13 protein-coding genes are annotated in these 15,615 nt (G+C 70.3%); 4 read left to right on the top strand and 9 right to left on the bottom strand.

Annotated elements, in window-relative coordinates:
• Window positions 1-80: 80 nt before the first annotated feature.
• The 7 genes from ACERMF_RS16330 to ACERMF_RS16300 are packed head-to-tail and all read right to left on the bottom strand — an operon-like array spanning window position 81 to window position 8,811.
• A complete protein-coding gene (locus ACERMF_RS16330) occupies window positions 81-3,482 on the bottom strand; it encodes a sorbosone dehydrogenase family protein (protein WP_373670207.1) in 3,402 nt (1,133 codons plus the stop codon).
• A gap of 18 nt (window positions 3,483-3,500) precedes the next feature.
• Window positions 3,501-5,471 (bottom strand): glycosyltransferase family 39 protein, encoded by a 1,971-nt coding sequence (locus tag ACERMF_RS16325; RefSeq protein WP_373670206.1) that lies wholly within the window; start codon window positions 5,469-5,471, stop codon window positions 3,501-3,503.
• Window positions 5,468-6,283 (bottom strand): polysaccharide deacetylase family protein, encoded by an 816-nt coding sequence (locus ACERMF_RS16320; RefSeq protein WP_373670205.1) that lies wholly within the window; start codon window positions 6,281-6,283, stop codon window positions 5,468-5,470. The genes ACERMF_RS16325 and ACERMF_RS16320 overlap by 4 nt, the downstream gene beginning before the upstream one ends.
• A 5-nt stretch (window positions 6,284-6,288) precedes the next feature.
• Window positions 6,289-6,432: a hypothetical protein gene (locus ACERMF_RS16315; protein WP_373670204.1), complete on the bottom strand. Its 144-nt coding sequence runs from the start codon at window positions 6,430-6,432 to the stop codon at window positions 6,289-6,291.
• A gap of 8 nt (window positions 6,433-6,440) precedes the next feature.
• A complete protein-coding gene (locus tag ACERMF_RS16310) occupies window positions 6,441-7,658 on the bottom strand; it encodes a glycosyltransferase family 2 protein (protein ID WP_373670203.1) in 1,218 nt (405 codons plus the stop codon).
• Window positions 7,658-8,371 carry a polyprenol monophosphomannose synthase gene (locus tag ACERMF_RS16305; protein ID WP_373670202.1) on the bottom strand — a complete coding sequence of 238 codons (714 nt, stop codon included), beginning with the start codon at window positions 8,369-8,371 and terminating at the stop codon, window positions 7,658-7,660. Before ACERMF_RS16305 ends, ACERMF_RS16310 begins: the two co-directional genes overlap by 1 nt.
• Entirely contained in the window at window positions 8,371-8,811 is a 441-nt protein-coding gene (locus tag ACERMF_RS16300) for a GtrA family protein (protein ID WP_373670201.1), read from the bottom strand. The genes ACERMF_RS16305 and ACERMF_RS16300 overlap by 1 nt, the downstream gene beginning before the upstream one ends.
• Window positions 8,812-9,071: 260 nt before the next feature.
• Between ACERMF_RS16300 and ACERMF_RS16295 the strand changes: the two genes are divergently transcribed.
• A complete protein-coding gene (locus tag ACERMF_RS16295; RefSeq protein ID WP_373670200.1) occupies window positions 9,072-9,476 on the top strand; it encodes a hypothetical protein in 405 nt (134 codons plus the stop codon).
• Window positions 9,477-9,497: 21 nt separating this feature from the next.
• On the opposite strand, the gene ACERMF_RS16290 is transcribed toward ACERMF_RS16295, so the two are convergent.
• The gene (locus ACERMF_RS16290; protein ID WP_373670199.1) at window positions 9,498-10,802 is read right to left on the bottom strand and encodes a M15 family metallopeptidase; all 1,305 of its coding nucleotides are present in this window, start codon (window positions 10,800-10,802) and stop codon (window positions 9,498-9,500) included.
• A gap of 167 nt (window positions 10,803-10,969) precedes the next feature.
• Between ACERMF_RS16290 and acs the strand changes: the two genes are divergently transcribed.
• On the top strand, window positions 10,970-12,934 hold the full coding sequence (acs, locus tag ACERMF_RS16285) for an acetate--CoA ligase (RefSeq protein ID WP_373670198.1): 1,965 nt from the start codon (window positions 10,970-10,972) through the stop codon (window positions 12,932-12,934).
• Between the two features lie 81 nt (window positions 12,935-13,015).
• On the opposite strand, the gene ACERMF_RS16280 is transcribed toward acs, so the two are convergent.
• A complete protein-coding gene (locus tag ACERMF_RS16280) occupies window positions 13,016-14,254 on the bottom strand; it encodes a thermonuclease family protein (RefSeq protein WP_373670197.1) in 1,239 nt (412 codons plus the stop codon).
• A gap of 238 nt (window positions 14,255-14,492) precedes the next feature.
• On the opposite strand from ACERMF_RS16280, the gene ACERMF_RS16275 reads away from it, so the two are divergent.
• Window positions 14,493-14,882, top strand: a complete 390-nt coding sequence (locus tag ACERMF_RS16275; protein ID WP_373670196.1) for a four-helix bundle copper-binding protein — start codon at window positions 14,493-14,495, stop codon at window positions 14,880-14,882.
• Between the two features lie 8 nt (window positions 14,883-14,890).
• The gene (locus ACERMF_RS16270) at window positions 14,891-15,454 is read left to right on the top strand and encodes a DUF421 domain-containing protein (RefSeq protein ID WP_373670195.1); all 564 of its coding nucleotides are present in this window, start codon (window positions 14,891-14,893) and stop codon (window positions 15,452-15,454) included.
• Window positions 15,455-15,615 lie beyond the last annotated feature (161 nt).

Here is a 15,615-nt window from a genome sequence, read left to right as displayed (position 1 = left end):
TCGTGACCCGCTAGACCACACACGAAAGAAGGACCGGCGGGACGGCCGTTGCCGATCCCGCCGGTCCTTCTTCTGTTGCGTCAGTTGGGGGCAGCCCCACGCCGTGCCTGCCCCGGTGCCGTCGACGAGCCGTTGTTCTGCACGATGATCGTGCGGGACTGGGTCGTCTCGTTGCCGTTGACGTCCCGCGCGACCACCGTTACCTCGTGACGGCCGTTCTGCAGTTGCGTGGTGTCGAACCGGGCCACGTCCTGCCCCGGCGCCAGGGTCGTCAGCCGGCCGCTGCGGCCGCGACTGGCGTAGACGGTCACGTCGCTGAGCGCCGTCCGGTCCCCGACGTCCAACTGCAGGTCGATGATGCCCGATACCTGGCTACCGGCCGCGGGTCCGCGCACGATCTCGAGTCGCGGCGGCTCGACGTCCGGCGGCGGCATCGGCGGTGGGGGCCCATCGGCTGCTGCGGTCGAACTCGTGGCCAACCCGACGGTCGGCGGCTGCTCGAGCAACATCTCGATACCGCCGGAGCCGCTGGTCGACGTCGGCGTCATCGCGTAGGTGTCGGTGGTCAACGTGCCGGCCGACACCAGGCCGAGACCGAACGAGATCCGGTCGGCACCCGCCGGCACCGGCGGCGTCGTCATGGTGGCCTGTCGGTAGCTCGAGGAGGCCGGCTGGCTCGGACTGGTGAACCAGTAGCTCCAGGCGCCTGTCGACGCGGAACGTACGAACCCGATGAACGGGACCGGCGCGGTGCTCGTGTAGTGGGCGGAGATGACGTAGGTCTGTCCGGGCGTCACCGTCGGCGCGCACGCCGAGGTGAAGTCCTGCAACAGCTTGGCATCTCCGTCGGTGTAGCTGGTGATGGCGACCCGGTGCGCGAAGCTGCCCGAATGCGCCGCGCTCACCCGTGACCAGGTGCGGTTGTTGGTGCCCCAACCGCCCTGGAGCCAGCACGTCGGGATCGAACCGGTCGCCTGCTCCAACGACGGGTTGGTGACCAGGTTGCCGCTCGGTGGCGGTGGTGGTGGCGGCGGTGGTGGTGGCGGCGGCGGGGGCTGGCTCCCGCCGGTCGGCACCATGACGTAGGTGTCGGTGGTGAGCGTGCCGTTGCCGTACAGGGCCAGGCCCCACGAGATGCGGTCGACGTTTGCGGGCACGGCCGGCGTGGTCGCCCGTGCCTCCCGCCAACTGCTGGAGCTCGGTTGCGACGGCGAGGTGAACCAGTAGTCCCAGACGCCGGTTGAGGCGTTGCGGGCGAAGCCCACGAACGCGACGTTCGGCGAACTGGAGCGGTAGTGGACGCTCAGGTCGTAGGTCTGCCCCGCCTGCACTTGCGGTGCACAGCTGGTGGTGAACTGCGGCATCAGCTTGCGGTCGCCGCTGCTGTAGCCGGAGATCGTGACCTGGTGGGCGAAACTGCCGCTGTGCGCGTCGGTCGTCCGCGCCCACGTCCCGGTGGTGCCCCAGCCTGCTTCCATCCAACAGCTGGGGACGCCGCCCGAGGCCTGTTCGAGCGAGGGATTGGGCATGAGGTTGGTGCCGCTCGGTGGTGGTGGCGGAGGCGCGGTGGGTTCGGCCATCTGACGGGTCTGACTCGCCTCGACCCGGGCGCCCTCGGCGTTGGTCACCACGGCGGTGAACGTCAGGCTCGCCGGATAGGTCGCCGAGGGCGCGACCATGCTGCCGCGATGGGTGCCGTCCGGCCCCGCCGGGGTCGCCGTCTGCGTGTGCACCACCCGGTTCGCCCCGTCGCGGACGGTCCAGTTCACCTGGACCGGCTGGCGGCCGAAGTTGCGATAGTCCACGGCGTAGTCGATGCGGTCCCCGGGACGCCATGGGGCCTCCGACACGATGACCTCGGCGAACGGTGGTGACGGCGGCGGTTCCCCCGTTCCGGCCACCGTCCGCACTGCGCCGCGTCCGATGTCCACGTAGATGAGGCCGCTCGAGGTCGACAGGATGTCGACGGGCATGACGCCGGTCGCCTCGCTGCGGTCGCCCGTGCCGTCCGGGGCGATGGACCGGATGAACTGCCGGTGGTAGTCGCCGTAGTACACCCGGCCGCCGTGGAAGCCGACCGCGGAGACGGCGGCGTTGGATCCGCCGTGCGCGTACGAGAAGATCGGCGCCGTGCCGGTCACTCCGGAGCAGGCGGCCAGGCCGGCGTAGAACGACATCGGTCCGGTCCCCTCGCGGCAGGGCCAGCCGAAGTTCGGCACCGGCCCGGTGATGGAGAGCCGGTTGATCTCCTCGGTGGTGTACCAGCCGACGTCACCGACGAAGAGGTTGTTCGTGCCCGGCTGGAAGGTGATGCGATAGGGGTTGCGGAGCCCGTACGCGACCGTGGTCGTCGCCCCCGTGGTGGGGTTCATGCGCACGACGTTGCCGCTGAGGTTCGTGGTGCTCTGTGCCCGTAGCGCGCCGCCGCCGCCGCAGGGGTCGCCGTCGAACTGGCCGGTATCGGCTCCCGTGAACCCGGCGCCGTCACCGGCGCTGACATACAGGTTGCCGTCGGGCCCGACCTCGATGTCGTCGATGCCGTGGGTGGTGAACTGCGTACACCAGGACCCTGGACCGCCGCGGATCGCCTGCTCGGCGCCGAGGGTCCCGTCGCTGTTGACGAGGAACCGTGACACCTGCCCGTAGACCACGCACCCGCGTCCGTTCTGGCCGTAGTCGGCCGGGTCGCAGTAACCGGTGGGTTGGCGGGTGTAGGCGGCGTAGAGGTAGCCGTTGGAGTGGTAGGCGAGGCTCTGAAGCCCGTGGTCACCGTTGGTGTAGGTGTTCACCGTTCGGACGGTGGTCGCGGTCGTCGCCGACAGGCTCGAGGCCGTCTTGATCGCACCACCCTTCTCCGAGATGTAGACCCGCCCGTTCGGCAGCACCTCCACGGACGTGGGCATCGTCAGCCCACCGATGTTGACCGATCCCGTGGGCGGCGGTGGCGGTGGCGTAGACCCGAAGTCGATGGTCACGGACGCGGGAGCGCTGCGCCCCGGGGGCCCGCCCCAGGTGCGCTCCCACTCCTCGTCGAGGACGTGTGCCTCGATGTGGTAGCCCGAAGTATTCGGCAGCGTGTACGTGCGCGTCCCGCCGAGTTGGTACGCGCCGTCCCGGGTGGTCATCCGGTCCGTCACGGTCCAGCTTCCGCGCCAGGTTCCGTTCAAGCGGGTGCCACTGGCGGGCGCCGTTGCCTCGAAGAGCAGGATCTTGGCTTCTTCGTTTTGCGGGACCTGTTCACGGAAGGACGGGTGGTACAGCCACCACTCGACCTTGACGATGTTGCCTCGTTGTGTCGGTTGGTCCTGCCGCGCTGTCGCCTCCAACGGCACGGTTCCCCGCAGGGTGGCGCCGTCGGTCGGCGCGACCAGCGACACGGTGATGCAGTTGGTCCCCCACGGACACGGTGCCGCGAGGGCTGGCTGCACCAGCGTGGCCATCATGGCCATCACCAGTGCCATGACTCCCAATGACTTGCGCATGCTCCGTGCCCCTCTGGCTCAACGAGCGAGATACCGCTCGGTCCATACCTCGGTTTCCGCCCCGAAGATGCCGTCGACCCCGAACTTCGGAAGTGCGTCGGCATCCCACTGCTTGAGATGGCTCTGCCAAACGCGGACCCGCTCACCGCGGTGACCGCGGCGGAGCCCCTCCAGCAGGGCCTCGGCCACGTCGGCCTCGGCGGCCTGAGCGGCCTCGAGCTCGTTCGATGCAGCTTCGGTGTCGACCGCGGCGCTTTCGCTGGCGTCGTCATCGGCGGGTTCGACCCCTGACGACGCCGCCCTCGAGCCGTCGTCCGCCTGCCTCGCTTCGTCGCCGGCACGTTCTCCGGCGGCGGTCGGCGGCATCGGTTCGCTCGACCGTCCCGACCCGGGGGCTGCCACCGGTGGCGAAACGGACGCCGACGGGGAGGCATCCGCGGTCGTAGCCGTTTCCGCCCCGCGCCGGTGGAAGACCAGCCACAGGTCGCCACCCCAGGGATCAACAGGGATCGGCCGCAGCCGCCGGTAGTCGGGACTCGCGTCGAGCGCGTTGAGCAGCACCGTCTGACCGGCGTCCTGGTCCGGGCTGGACGTCGACGAGGACCGCAGGACGACGGTCGTGTAGTGGCCGTCGGCGACCACACGGCGAATCGTGTCCGGTCCGAGTGCGTAGAGCTCGAAGGTGGTGTCCCAGACGATCTGCGGGTGGTCGCGACGGGTGTAGTACTTGAACACGTCCGCCGACGACGACAGGTAGACGCCCGGCACCGGGTTGCGCTCGATCCGCTCCACGATCGGACCGACGTCCGGCCATTCGCGGTGCAACATGCCCGAGCGGACGCCCCCGAAGGCCAGAACCAGCGCGATCACCAGCAACGGCGGGCCCAGGCGGAAGGTCCGTCGCGACAGGCGCTCCAGCGCGACTCCGGCCAGTGGTGCGAGGAAGAGCGCCGAGTACCCGGTGTGCTTGTCGAACGACACGCCTTCGCCCATGTGAAACTGTGCCGCGGGCAATATGGCTGCGGCGCCCAGCATCGCCAAGGCGACCAGCACCATCCGCGGTGACCGCCGCAGCGACACCGCGCCCGCGAGGGCGAACAGCGCCACGAGACCGACGTTGACGAGCAGCATCGCCGTCAGCACCTCGGGGCTGGTCGGGGTCATGGTCTGGCGCACTGCGGTCGTGAAGGCGATGCCCTGGCGCACCTGCTCGTCGGCGAACAACAGGAAGGCGCCGAGCACGAGCGTCGTGCTCGTCAGAGCCGCCACCAAGGCGCGACCGTGGGCGCGCGTGACCACGCGCTGCTGAGCGTTTCCACCGGTGGGTGCGAGCGCCACGAGCGCCCAGACCACGGGCACGAACACCAGCCCGGCGTACTTGGCGATGGGTGCGATGCCGAGTAGCAGACCGCAGACGATGGCGGACGACCAGCCGTGGCGCGTCGCGCCCGCCCACAGCGCGAGTGCGAGCAGGCACAGACACAACGCGTCGTAGGTGCCGAGCGCGCCCATGAAGACGACCGGTGCCGACAGCGCGAACGCCCCCGCGGCGAAGACGCTGGCGCGGAAACCGAAGAACACCCGCGCCGTGCCGGCGAGGCTGAAGGTGCTCACGAGGATGAGCAGTGTGCTGAACAGCCGCACCAATCGCAGGCCCCCGACGGCGTCGAGGGTGGCGGCGATGACCGGGTAGAACACCGGCGAACCGGAGAAGACCCGGGCATGGTCGGGCGCGGGCGTGCCGAACCGCCAGCTGGTGAGGTAGTCCTGGCCAGCGTTGACGTACAGGGCCTCGTCGATGAACGCCGTCCGCCCCAGGCGGAGCGACAGCAGTGCGCCCAGCAGCGCGAAGAGCGCGACGGGCAGATGCTGCGCCCAGCGTTCACCCCGCTCGCGATGACGTTCGGGCAGGTAGCCCGCGACGGCCTCCTGCCACGTCGGGCGGCGGTAGGGGGCAAGTGGCGGCGCCGGCTGCAGCGTGGCGGTCATGGCGCCACCGGCCCGACGAAGAAGTCCACGTCGCTGTCCGAACGCAGCGGTTCGTCCACCACGGCAAGGCGTCCGAAGCACAGACCCCGCTCGTGGTAGTGGTTGATGATCTGCGGCAGCGCCTGCAGGGTGAGGTCCGGGAACTCGTGCACGAGCAGAACCCCGCCAGCCTCCATCCCGGTGCTCTTCTCGACGATCTGTTCTACGCTGCCCGCCTCGAAGTCCTTGCTGTCGGTGGTCCAGAGCGCCTCGACCATCCCTTGTCGTTCCGCCTCCTCACGGATCGCCGGATCGGTGTTGCCGAACGGCGGGCGAAAGAATTCGAACGGCTCGCCGACCAGTTCCTCGTGCAGCGCCGAGGTGGAGGCCATCTCCTCGGCGATGGTCTCCGGGTCGATCGTGAGCAGGTCGGCGTGGCTGTAGGTGTGGTTGCCGAACTGGTGGCCGGCGGCCGCCTGCGCCACGACGGCGTCGGGGTACTTCGCCATGTTGCGTCCGATGTTGAAGAAGGTGGCGGGTACACCGGCACGGTCGAGCAGTTCGAGCAGTTCCGGCGTGTTCGGTGACGGCCCGTCGTCGAAGGTGAGGGCCACGTAGCCGTCGCATCGCGGTGCGGGGAAGATCTCCGCGGCGGCGGCGTCCATCGACGGCTCGCCGTCCGCCTCGGATTCCGGCGTTGCCGCCGGTGCGGGCTGCAGGGGAGGCGGTTCGGCGCTCGGCTGGGGTAACGCCGCGCAGCCGAACAGCCCGAAGCCCACGAGGGGCAGGAACACCCCTGCAGCCCCGCGGCGTCCGGTCGTCCTGATCGACACGTGACCTAGAACTCGTCCCGGGGCACGAGCCTGAGGGTGACGACGCCGACCGTGAGCAGTGCGGCTGCGGTGACGAGCAGCCAGCCCATGCTCAGACCGGTATGTGCGAGCTGCGTGGCGACCCCGACACTGGTCGAAGTCGCCAGCACACTGCTTCCTACCCCACTTCCGTACATACGTGCTCCTTTCGGTTCGGGACCACCGAGCCGGTGATCCACGTTCTCTCGGTCTGTTTCGCCAGCCGGGTCAGCGCCAGCCAGCTGAAGACGAACAGCAGGTAGTCGTAGACGAGGAGCGGGAAGAACCACCGCAGACTCGCCACGAAGCCGATCCCCAGACGCCGGAACACCACCCACTGGTCGATCCACAGGATCGGCCAGATGACGAACCAACGGGCATCGAGGATCGGGTCGAAGAAGATGAACGTCACCGCGATCAGGACGATGAGCAGCGGCAGTACCAGCGAACTCAGGAACTGCAGGCCGACCTGGGCCCACGTCTTGTGCGTCAGCTCGCTCCACCCGTACAGGCTCAGCGACTCCATCGCTCCGCGGTACCAGCGCACCCGTTGCTGCGCGAGGTCACGCAACGTGGGCATGACGTCGGTCACGACCTGGCAGCGCTTGGTGCAGATGCAGCGGTAGCCGAGACGACGGACGGCGAGGGTGAGCTCGTAGTCCTCGGTGAGGCTGTCCTCCATGTAGATCGAGCCAGGAGCCCCCGGCAACCGGGTGCCCCGGCTGCGCGCCACCTCGCGGAGCACGCCGACCCGCATGACGGCGGCGGCGCCGGACAGCACGTGGACCTGCCCGCCCTTGCGTGCCACCTGTCGGCTTCCGCGGGCGTACTCGACCGCCTGCGCCAGCTCGAGGTAGTTGTGGTGCTCGCGCGCGACGAGCGCGCCTGAGAGGCCCCCGACGTCGGGGTGGACCGACAACAACTCCACGGCCTGTTCCATGAAGTCGGGGCGGAGGCGGCTGTCGGCGTCCATGCACAGCACGAGGTCGTCGTCGTCCAGGGTCGGCATCACGAGCGCCAGTCCCTGGTTGAGTGCGCCCGCCTTCTTCGCCGCGTTGTCGACCGTGACCACGACCTCGGCGCCGGCGGCCGCGGCGAGCTCGGGTGTGGCGTCGGTGCAGTTGTCGGCCAGGACGATGATCCGATCCAGCGGGCGTGTCTGGTCCCGCAGCGACTGCACGGTCGCGACGATGTGCCCGGCCTCGTTGTGGGCCGGGATGAGCGCGACGACACGCCGCAGCCGTGCGCGCTGTCGACGCAGCGCCTCGTCGGTGAGGTCGATGACGTCCGCCTGCGTCTCGCCGGTCGGACGGTCAGCGGTTCGCCGCGTGTCCCCGCCCCGGCGGCGATCGCGCATCATCGGCTCCTCCGCAGGCGCCAGCCCCAGAGCGCGACACGCCACAGGGCCTCGAAGGCGATCGAGCCGGTCATCTTGCTCTCGCCCTCGGCACGCTCGGTGAACACGATCGGCACCTCCACGACGCGCGTTCCTGCGGCCGCCGCACGCGTGACGGTCTCCAGTTGGAAGCTGTAGCCCTCGCTGACCGTCTCGGTCAGTGCCAGGTCGGCGAGCGTGCGCGTCCGCCACACCCGGAACCCCGCGGTCAGGTCCCGCAGCGGGATACCCGTCATCAGCCGCATGTAGTGGTTGCCGGCACGCGAGAGCCACTGCCGACGCCTCGCCCAGCCGACCGTCGAACCGCCGGCGACGTACCGGGACCCGATCACCAGGTCCGCGCCGTCCTCGACCAGGGTGTCGACCAGGCGCTTCAGGTCGAGCGGGTCGTGCGAGAGGTCGGCGTCCATCTGGGCGACGGCGTCGTAGCGTCCCGCCCGGAGGGCCCAGTCGAACCCGGCCCGGTAGGCCGAGCCGAGGCCTTCCTTGCTGGTACGCCGCAGCAGGTGGATGCCGCCGTGACGCACCGCCATGGCGGAGACGAGGTCGGCGGTGCCGTCGGGCGAACCGTCGTCGACGACGAGGATCTCGAAGCCGAGGTCGGTGACGGCATCGACGACGGCGCGGATCGTCGTTGCCTCGTTGTAGGTGGGGACGACGACGAGGATCTGCATCAGGCCACCTCCGCCACGGCCGTCGCCGGGGCGCGGTACACCACGCGGCTCATGAACAGCAGTCGCAGACCGAAGGCGAGTGCGAGCGTGAGCGCCTGGGCGAGGACCGCATACATCCCGACCAGCTCGACGAGGAGCGCGAGCAGCGGCAGGCGGGCCAGGGCGTCGGCGTTGTTGTAGGCGACCGTGCGCAGGAGCCGGCCGGTGAACCGCCGGTGCTGCAGGCGGTCGCGGAAGACGAAGCGCTCTTGCAGCACGAAGTTGCTCAGGATCGACACCTCGGCCGCGACGATCGCCGCAAGCAGGTAGTTGACCTCGAGGTGGACGAGCGCGGCAAGGACGGCGAGGTTGACCAGCACGCCGCTCGCACCGACCGCCGCGAAGCGAACCGGACGCGGCAGGGAGCCGAAGATCCGGCTCCGGGCCGGCGCGACGCGCAATACTGCACCGGGCGCCGGTAGCTGGCCGCCTGCGGATACCGATGGGATTGCGCTCTGCGCCGCAATGGTCCCCATGAAGTGCCCACTCCCCGTTGTCGCGTCCCGAGCCGAGGGGTAGCTTCCGGTGGCCACGACACGCCCACTAGGGACAGCTGTCACCCTGGTTCCGGCCGCCAGCCGGCGCAGCGAAATGTCGGGACGTCTACACCTGTCGCGACCCCCACCGACAGGACAATCTCGCCCCGCCGAGGAGTGACTTCGTGAAGAACGACCTCGCCGGCGCCCTCGAGAGGCAGGACGGCGTGCAGGTGCGATGGCGATGGCTGGCACTGACCTGGTTCTCGGCCTTCACGGCGTCGGGCCGGGATCGCCCGCGCGGCACATCGCAGCGCGGGCCGGACGGGGGGGACACGTCCACGCCCCTCGGAGACCCGGTGGCGCCCACGTGGGTGGCGGCGTTCGCCGTCTCGCGCGCCTACGAAGCGACGCCCAACACGATGGAGGACGACGTGGCGGACGCCGTCGGCCTGGCCGCCGGTGACACCGAGGTGTTGCGCATCGCGCTCAAGCGGATCGACGACACCGCCGAGCTGGAGCCGTCGGTGCGACGCCGGGCCCAACTGCTGCTCGTGCGTTCGCTCACACGGGCCCAGCTGACGGGCTGAACGGCCTCTCGGCCACCGACGTCAGCGGCCGGACGCGGAGAAGTGCTGGTAGTCCTTGGCGCTGCTCCAGCGACCGCCCCACCCCCAACCGATCGCGTCGAACGCCCGCACGACGGCGTCACCCGCCACGATCATGCCCGGGCGCACGTCGCCCCGGTCGGTGTAGGCACGTCCCGCGGGCGGCGCGACCGTGCCGCTGCCACTGACGTAGGGGTTCTGCACCGGGTTGACGTCGATGGCGGTGCCGAGCGCGTGCTCGGAGTACCGGGTGGTGCCGGCGACCCGGCGGCAGTTGAACGCCGAGGTGTTGTTGGCCGCCATGGAACGGTCGTCGTCACCGCCGTAGCGCTCGATCCGCTCGACGCGCTGCAGGGGGAAGTCGGTGGCGTACATGCGCGCGAACACACTGCGGAGGTCGGCGACGACGGTGCGGTGCACCACGATCTCCCCCCGGTGCAGCAGCCCGTCGAAGCCGCGGTGGGTCAGCACGACGAGGCGGAGGTCGTCGTAGCCGACGGGGCAGCCGGGGTGCATCGACACCCCCGCCATCTCGCGCCGGACGCCCTCGGGCAGCGCGCCAGCCTCCCACCGCATGGTCGGCGTCGCCGGTCGTGTCAACCGCCCGTCACGGACGAACCGGTCCAGCAGTCGCGACAGGATGGTCGCGACCTGCCCCCGTTGCATCGGGTCCCAGTGCCGGTAGGCCGCGTCGGTGACGCCGGCGACCAGGCCGGCGTTGGCGGCCTTGTCGATGGCGGGTTCGTGGGTGCTGCCGTCGTCGTCGGCGAAGGCATCGGGCCCGCGGGAGAGCCGGCGCTCCTCGACGTGTTCGACGGCCCGGACGACGAATGCGGCGAGCTGGCCTCGTGAGAGCACCTGCGACGGCGATGCCGTCCGTGGCGCCGTACCGGACACCACGCCGATGGCGGCCAACTGTTCCAGGCGGTCGCCATGCGCGGATCCGGCGGTGTCGTCGAAGGCACGTTCCCCGACGGCGGCCAGCCGCACCCCACTGGCCTCGACGGCGCGCGCGAGCAGGGTGGCGAGCTCCCCTCGTGTCAACTGCTCGCCGGTGGCGAACCGGGTGGGGCTGCGACCGGCGGCCACCCCGTACCAGACGACGCACCGGATCCCGACGCGGTGGGCCCCGCCTTCGTCGACGAAGTCGGTCGGCGGGACGTCACGCGCGGGACATGCGGTCGGGGCGGTCTGCGCCCGGGCCGGCGTGGACATCGGCCCGGCTCCCGACGCGACCAGGCAGAGCACGGCACCGAGCGCAGCGACCAGCCGCGTGCCGTCGGTGGCGACCACCTGGCACCGCGACATCGACGACCCTCCTGCCGGGAAGACGAAGCCTGCCGCCGACCGCCGCGCCCGACGGCAACCCGCGCGGTGCGTCCCGACCGACCGTCGCGCAACGCACGTCGCGGGTGGCATGGCGACGGGCTAGCGTCGAGCGCCGTGGCACTGCGACGTCGACACGGGAGCGCAGCATGGGATCCGACGCCATCGAAGGCCTGCTCGACGAGGCGAGGACGTTCCCGCCGCCTGCCGAGTTCAAGCACCACTCGTTGCAGACCAGCGCGGACATCTACGACGAGGCCGACGCCGACTTCGAGGGATTCTGGGCCCGTGAGGCCGCCGAACTGGACTGGTTCGAGGAGTGGGACAGCATCCTCGACTGGCAGCCACCCCACGCCAAGTGGTTCGTCGGCGGCAAGCTCAACGTGGCGCACAACTGCCTCGACCGGCATGTCGAGGCCGGGCACGGCGAGCAGGTCGCCTACCACTGGGAAGGCGAACCCGGCGACACGCGCACGATCACCTACGCCGAACTGCTCGACGACGTGCAGCGGACCGCGAACGCCCTCAAGGAACTCGGCGTCGGCAAGGGCGACCGGGTCGCGGTCTACCTCGGCATGGTTCCCGAGCTGCCCACGATCATGCTCGCATGTGCCAGGATCGGCGCGATCCACTCGGTCGTGTTCGGTGGCTTCTCCGCGGCCGCGCTGCGCGACCGGATCAACGACTCGCAGTGCAAGCTGCTGGTGACGGCTGACGGCGCCTGGCGACGTGGCAGCGTGTTCTCGCTCAAGGACAACGCCGACGAGGCCGTCGCGGAGACGCCCTCGATCGAGCACGTCCTGGTCGTGCGTCGCACCGAGAACGACGTCGCGATGACCGACGGTCGCGACCTGTGGTGGCACGACGTCGTCCCCGGACAGGACACCGACTGCCCGCCCGAACCGATGGACAGCGAGGACCTGCTCTACCTGCTCTACACCTCGGGTACCACCGGGAAGCCGAAAGGCATCATGCACACCACGGGCGGCTACCTGACACAGGTCGCCTTCACCCACAGGTACGTGTTCGACCTGCAGCCCGATCGTGACGTGTACTGGTGCGCCGCCGACATCGGCTGGGTGACCGGCCACAGCTACATCGTGTACGGCCCGCTGGCCAACCGGGCGACGTCCGTACTCTACGAGGGGACGCCGAACCACCCCGCCGAGGACCGCTTCTGGCAGATCGTGGCCAGGTACGGCGTCACGCAGCTCTACACGGCGCCGACCGCCATCCGCGCGTTCATGAAGTGGGGCGACGAGCACCCGGCGAAGCACGACCTGTCCAGCCTGCGCCTGCTCGGGACCGTCGGGGAGCCGATCAACCCCGAGGCGTGGATGTGGTACCGAGAGCACATCGGCGGTGGACGCTGCCCGGTGGTCGACACCTGGTGGCAGACCGAGACCGGCGCGATCATGATCTCGCCCCTGCCGGGAGCGACCACGACCAAGCCGGGCTCGGCGACCTTCCCGCTCCCGGGCATCTCGGCCACCATCGTCGACGACCGGGGACAGGAGGTCGACGTCCCGGGCGGCGGCTACCTGGTTCTCGACCGGCCGTGGCCCTCGATGTTGCGCGGCATCTGGGGCGACGAGCAACGCTACCGCGACACCTACTGGTCCCGGTTCGGCGAAGGGATCTACTTCGCCGGTGACGGGGCCAAGCGCGACGCCGACGGCTACTTCTGGTTGCTCGGGCGGGTCGACGACGTGATGAACGTCTCCGGACACCGCATCTCCACCACCGAGGTCGAGTCCGCGCTGGTGTCCCACCCGTCGGTCGCCGAGGCGGCGGTCGTCGGGCGCGCCGACGCACAGACCGGCCAGGCGATCGCGGCGTTCGTGACCCCGCGTGGCGGCATCGAGGGCGACGAGGCACTGGCCAAGGAGTTGCGTGATCACGTCGCCAAGATGATCTCGCCCATCGCCAAGCCGGCGTCGCTGCTGTTCACGGCCGACCTGCCGAAGACCCGCTCGGGCAAGATCATGCGACGCCTGCTCAAGGACATCGCGGAGGACAAGGAACTCGGCGACACGACCACACTCGCCGACGCCAGCGTGGTCGACAGCATCAAGGGCCGCTACCTCGAGGCAGGTTCCACACCCCAGGACTGACGAACGGTGAGCGGTTCGACGGGACACACGGCGGCCCGGGCTCTCCCGCCGGGACAGGCAGGGCCGCCGCGACGGTCCTGGCTATTCGCAGCCGATGCCGTCGTCGTCGCGATCGAGGTGCTTGCCGTAGCCGGGATCACCGCGGTGCACGGGAGCTGCGCCGGCTTCGCGCGCCTCGGCGCAGTTCTTCCATGCCCCGCCCGAACCGGATCCCGGACCACCTGACGGCGGCGGCGGTGGCGGTTCAGCAGTCGGCGACGGGGTTGCCGTCGGACTCGGTGACACGGGAGCAGGTTTCGAGGTCACAGACGGCGAAGGCTTTGGTGTCGGGACCGCGCACGCGTACGGAGCGGCCGCAGCCTGCGCGACGACGTAGACGTCCTCACGAGGGTGGCGGCCGTAACCGTCCCGAGAGTCGTAACGGGCGGTCGCCAACCCAGCCTCGATGATCGCGAGGCCGACGTCGGTTCCTTGGACGTCGACGTAGCGCAGGATCCGGTCGTAGCGGTCACGGTCGTCCCGCGCGCCGGGGACGAGCTCGACCTCGCGTCCACCGATCAGGGCGGCCAGCGCGTCCGCGGCTTCACCGAACCCGCACTCGCCGCGCTCCGGTGTGTCGATGCCGATGATGCGGACGCGTTCCTCGCTGCCGTCCTGCGCGCGGACGTCGATGGTGTCGCCGTCGACGACGTTGAACACGATCCATGCCGTCTCACCGACCTCGGCTCGGGCGTCGGGCTCTTCGGCGGGCGCAGCTTCGGCCGGTTCCTTCTCCGCCGCTTCGGGTGCGCCGAGCGCTGCGATCTGATCCCCGCAGGCGTCGGCGGCGGCCTGTCGGATCTCTCGGGCCGAGAACTCGGTCGTCTGCGCCGCGTTGGCCGCGCCCTCTCGCAGTGCGGTCCGCCCGGCCATGGTGTCTCCGGCCGCGACGGCTTCGGAGCAGGTGGCCTCGACGAGCAACGCCAGCTCGACGGCTGACGTGTCCGCTTCGTCGACGGCGGACGCTACCTCGTCCGCTTCTTCGCCTGCCTTCGTAGCTGCCGGCTCTGCCGCGACCGTCTCGGTCGGCGGGTCGGAGAACACGCTGGCGAGAACCCCCGACCACACGAGCCCGCCGAGAAGCAGGGTTGCGGCAGCGGTGCCATACCGGAACTCTCGCGTCCTGGACGTGGCACCGAGCGCCTTGGCAGCGGCCAGCGCCGGCCACAGAAGGAACCAGGTGACGGCGCGGGCCCAGGTGGGCAGTCCACCGAATCGTTGCCAGAACCGATCGAGCATGCTGATGCGGCCGCCGGGTGGCGGCATGGTCGGTCGAGCCACGCGATCCCCCTGTTCCCCTCGTGCTGCGCCATGCAGCTCATGTGGACGGGGTCGGCCGTCCTGCGCAGATCGAAAGCGTGCAGCAAGCGGGCGGGGCCGGGCCGGTCGGCGGCCCCGGTCGACGGCGCAAGCATCCCGGTCCGTCGGAACGATCGGTGTCCATCGGCCGTGGCCCGCGCCTGCGACCGGACGCCACCGGGCGCATGGTGTGGGGACGGACGAGAAAAGGGAGGAACCCATGGCTGTCGCGGACGTCCTTCGCGACCACGGCGACGACCTGCGGGTGGATCTGCTGACCGCCGTGATCGAGGCGGCGAGCGACTGCGCCGCGCACTGCAGTGCCTGCGCCGACGCCTGTCTCGAGGAGGGCGATCCGGGCCTGGCGCGCTGTATCCGCTCCGACCTCGACTGCGCCGACATCTGCATCGCCACGGCGCGGGTCGTCGCGCGGGCGGGCGCTTCCGGGCAGCCCTGGCTCGAGCTGGTGCGGGTGTGCCTGGAGGCCTGCCGCGCCTGCGCGGAGGAGTGTGAGCAGCACGCCGACCACCACGAGCACTGTCGTGCCTGTGCCGAGGCCTGTCGGCGTTGCGAGGCCGCCTGCCGTGACCTGCTCGACGCGGCATCCTGAGCGGACGCGTGGACTGGTCCTCGTTGGTCGAGCGACTCGGCGCCACGGTCACCGACCTCGCGGTGGTCGTCGTCGCGGCCGTCGTCATCTACCTCTGGGTCATCGCTGCGAACCGGCTGCTCGGCCTGCGCAGTTTCGCCAAGCTGTCCGCGTTCGACTTCGCGATGACCGTCGCGATCGGCTCCATGATCGCCGCGATCGCGCTCGACAACGCCCCCCTCCTGTCCGGCCTGGTGGCGGTCGCCGCCCTGTTCGCGATCCAGTTCGTGGTCGCCAAGCTCCGGCAGGCGACGGCCTTCGACCGGGTCGTCGACAACGCGCCAGTCCTGCTCGTGCACGAGGGACGCATCCTCGACGACCACCTCGCGCGTGCGCGACTCACCCGCGACGACCTGATGGCGAAGCTGCGTGCCGCCAACGTGCTCGATGTCGCGGAGGTGCGCGCCGTGGTGTTCGAGACGACCGGGGACGTCAGCGTGCTCTCCGGCGAGGGCCGGCTCGACCCGGCACTGCTACGTGGGGTGCGTCTCGGACCCGTCGCGCACGACCCGACGGGGGAAGCCGGGACATGACGAAGCCCCTCGTCCGAGGGGCCTCACCATGCAGCACCATCCCCGCGCATCGCACCTGACCAAGGAGAACAAGTCGGGTTGGCTCGCGCTGCGTCGCCGAGCCTAGGTCGTTCGACCACGAACGATGGAAACCAACGGACACCGGCCATCCTGGCCAACCC

This window comes from Egicoccus sp. AB-alg6-2 (assembly GCF_041821025.1).
Taxonomy (GTDB): Bacteria; Actinomycetota; Nitriliruptoria; order Nitriliruptorales; family Nitriliruptoraceae; genus Egicoccus.
Note: the sequence above shows the minus strand (reverse complement) of the source record. Positions and strands in the feature narration are given on the sequence as shown.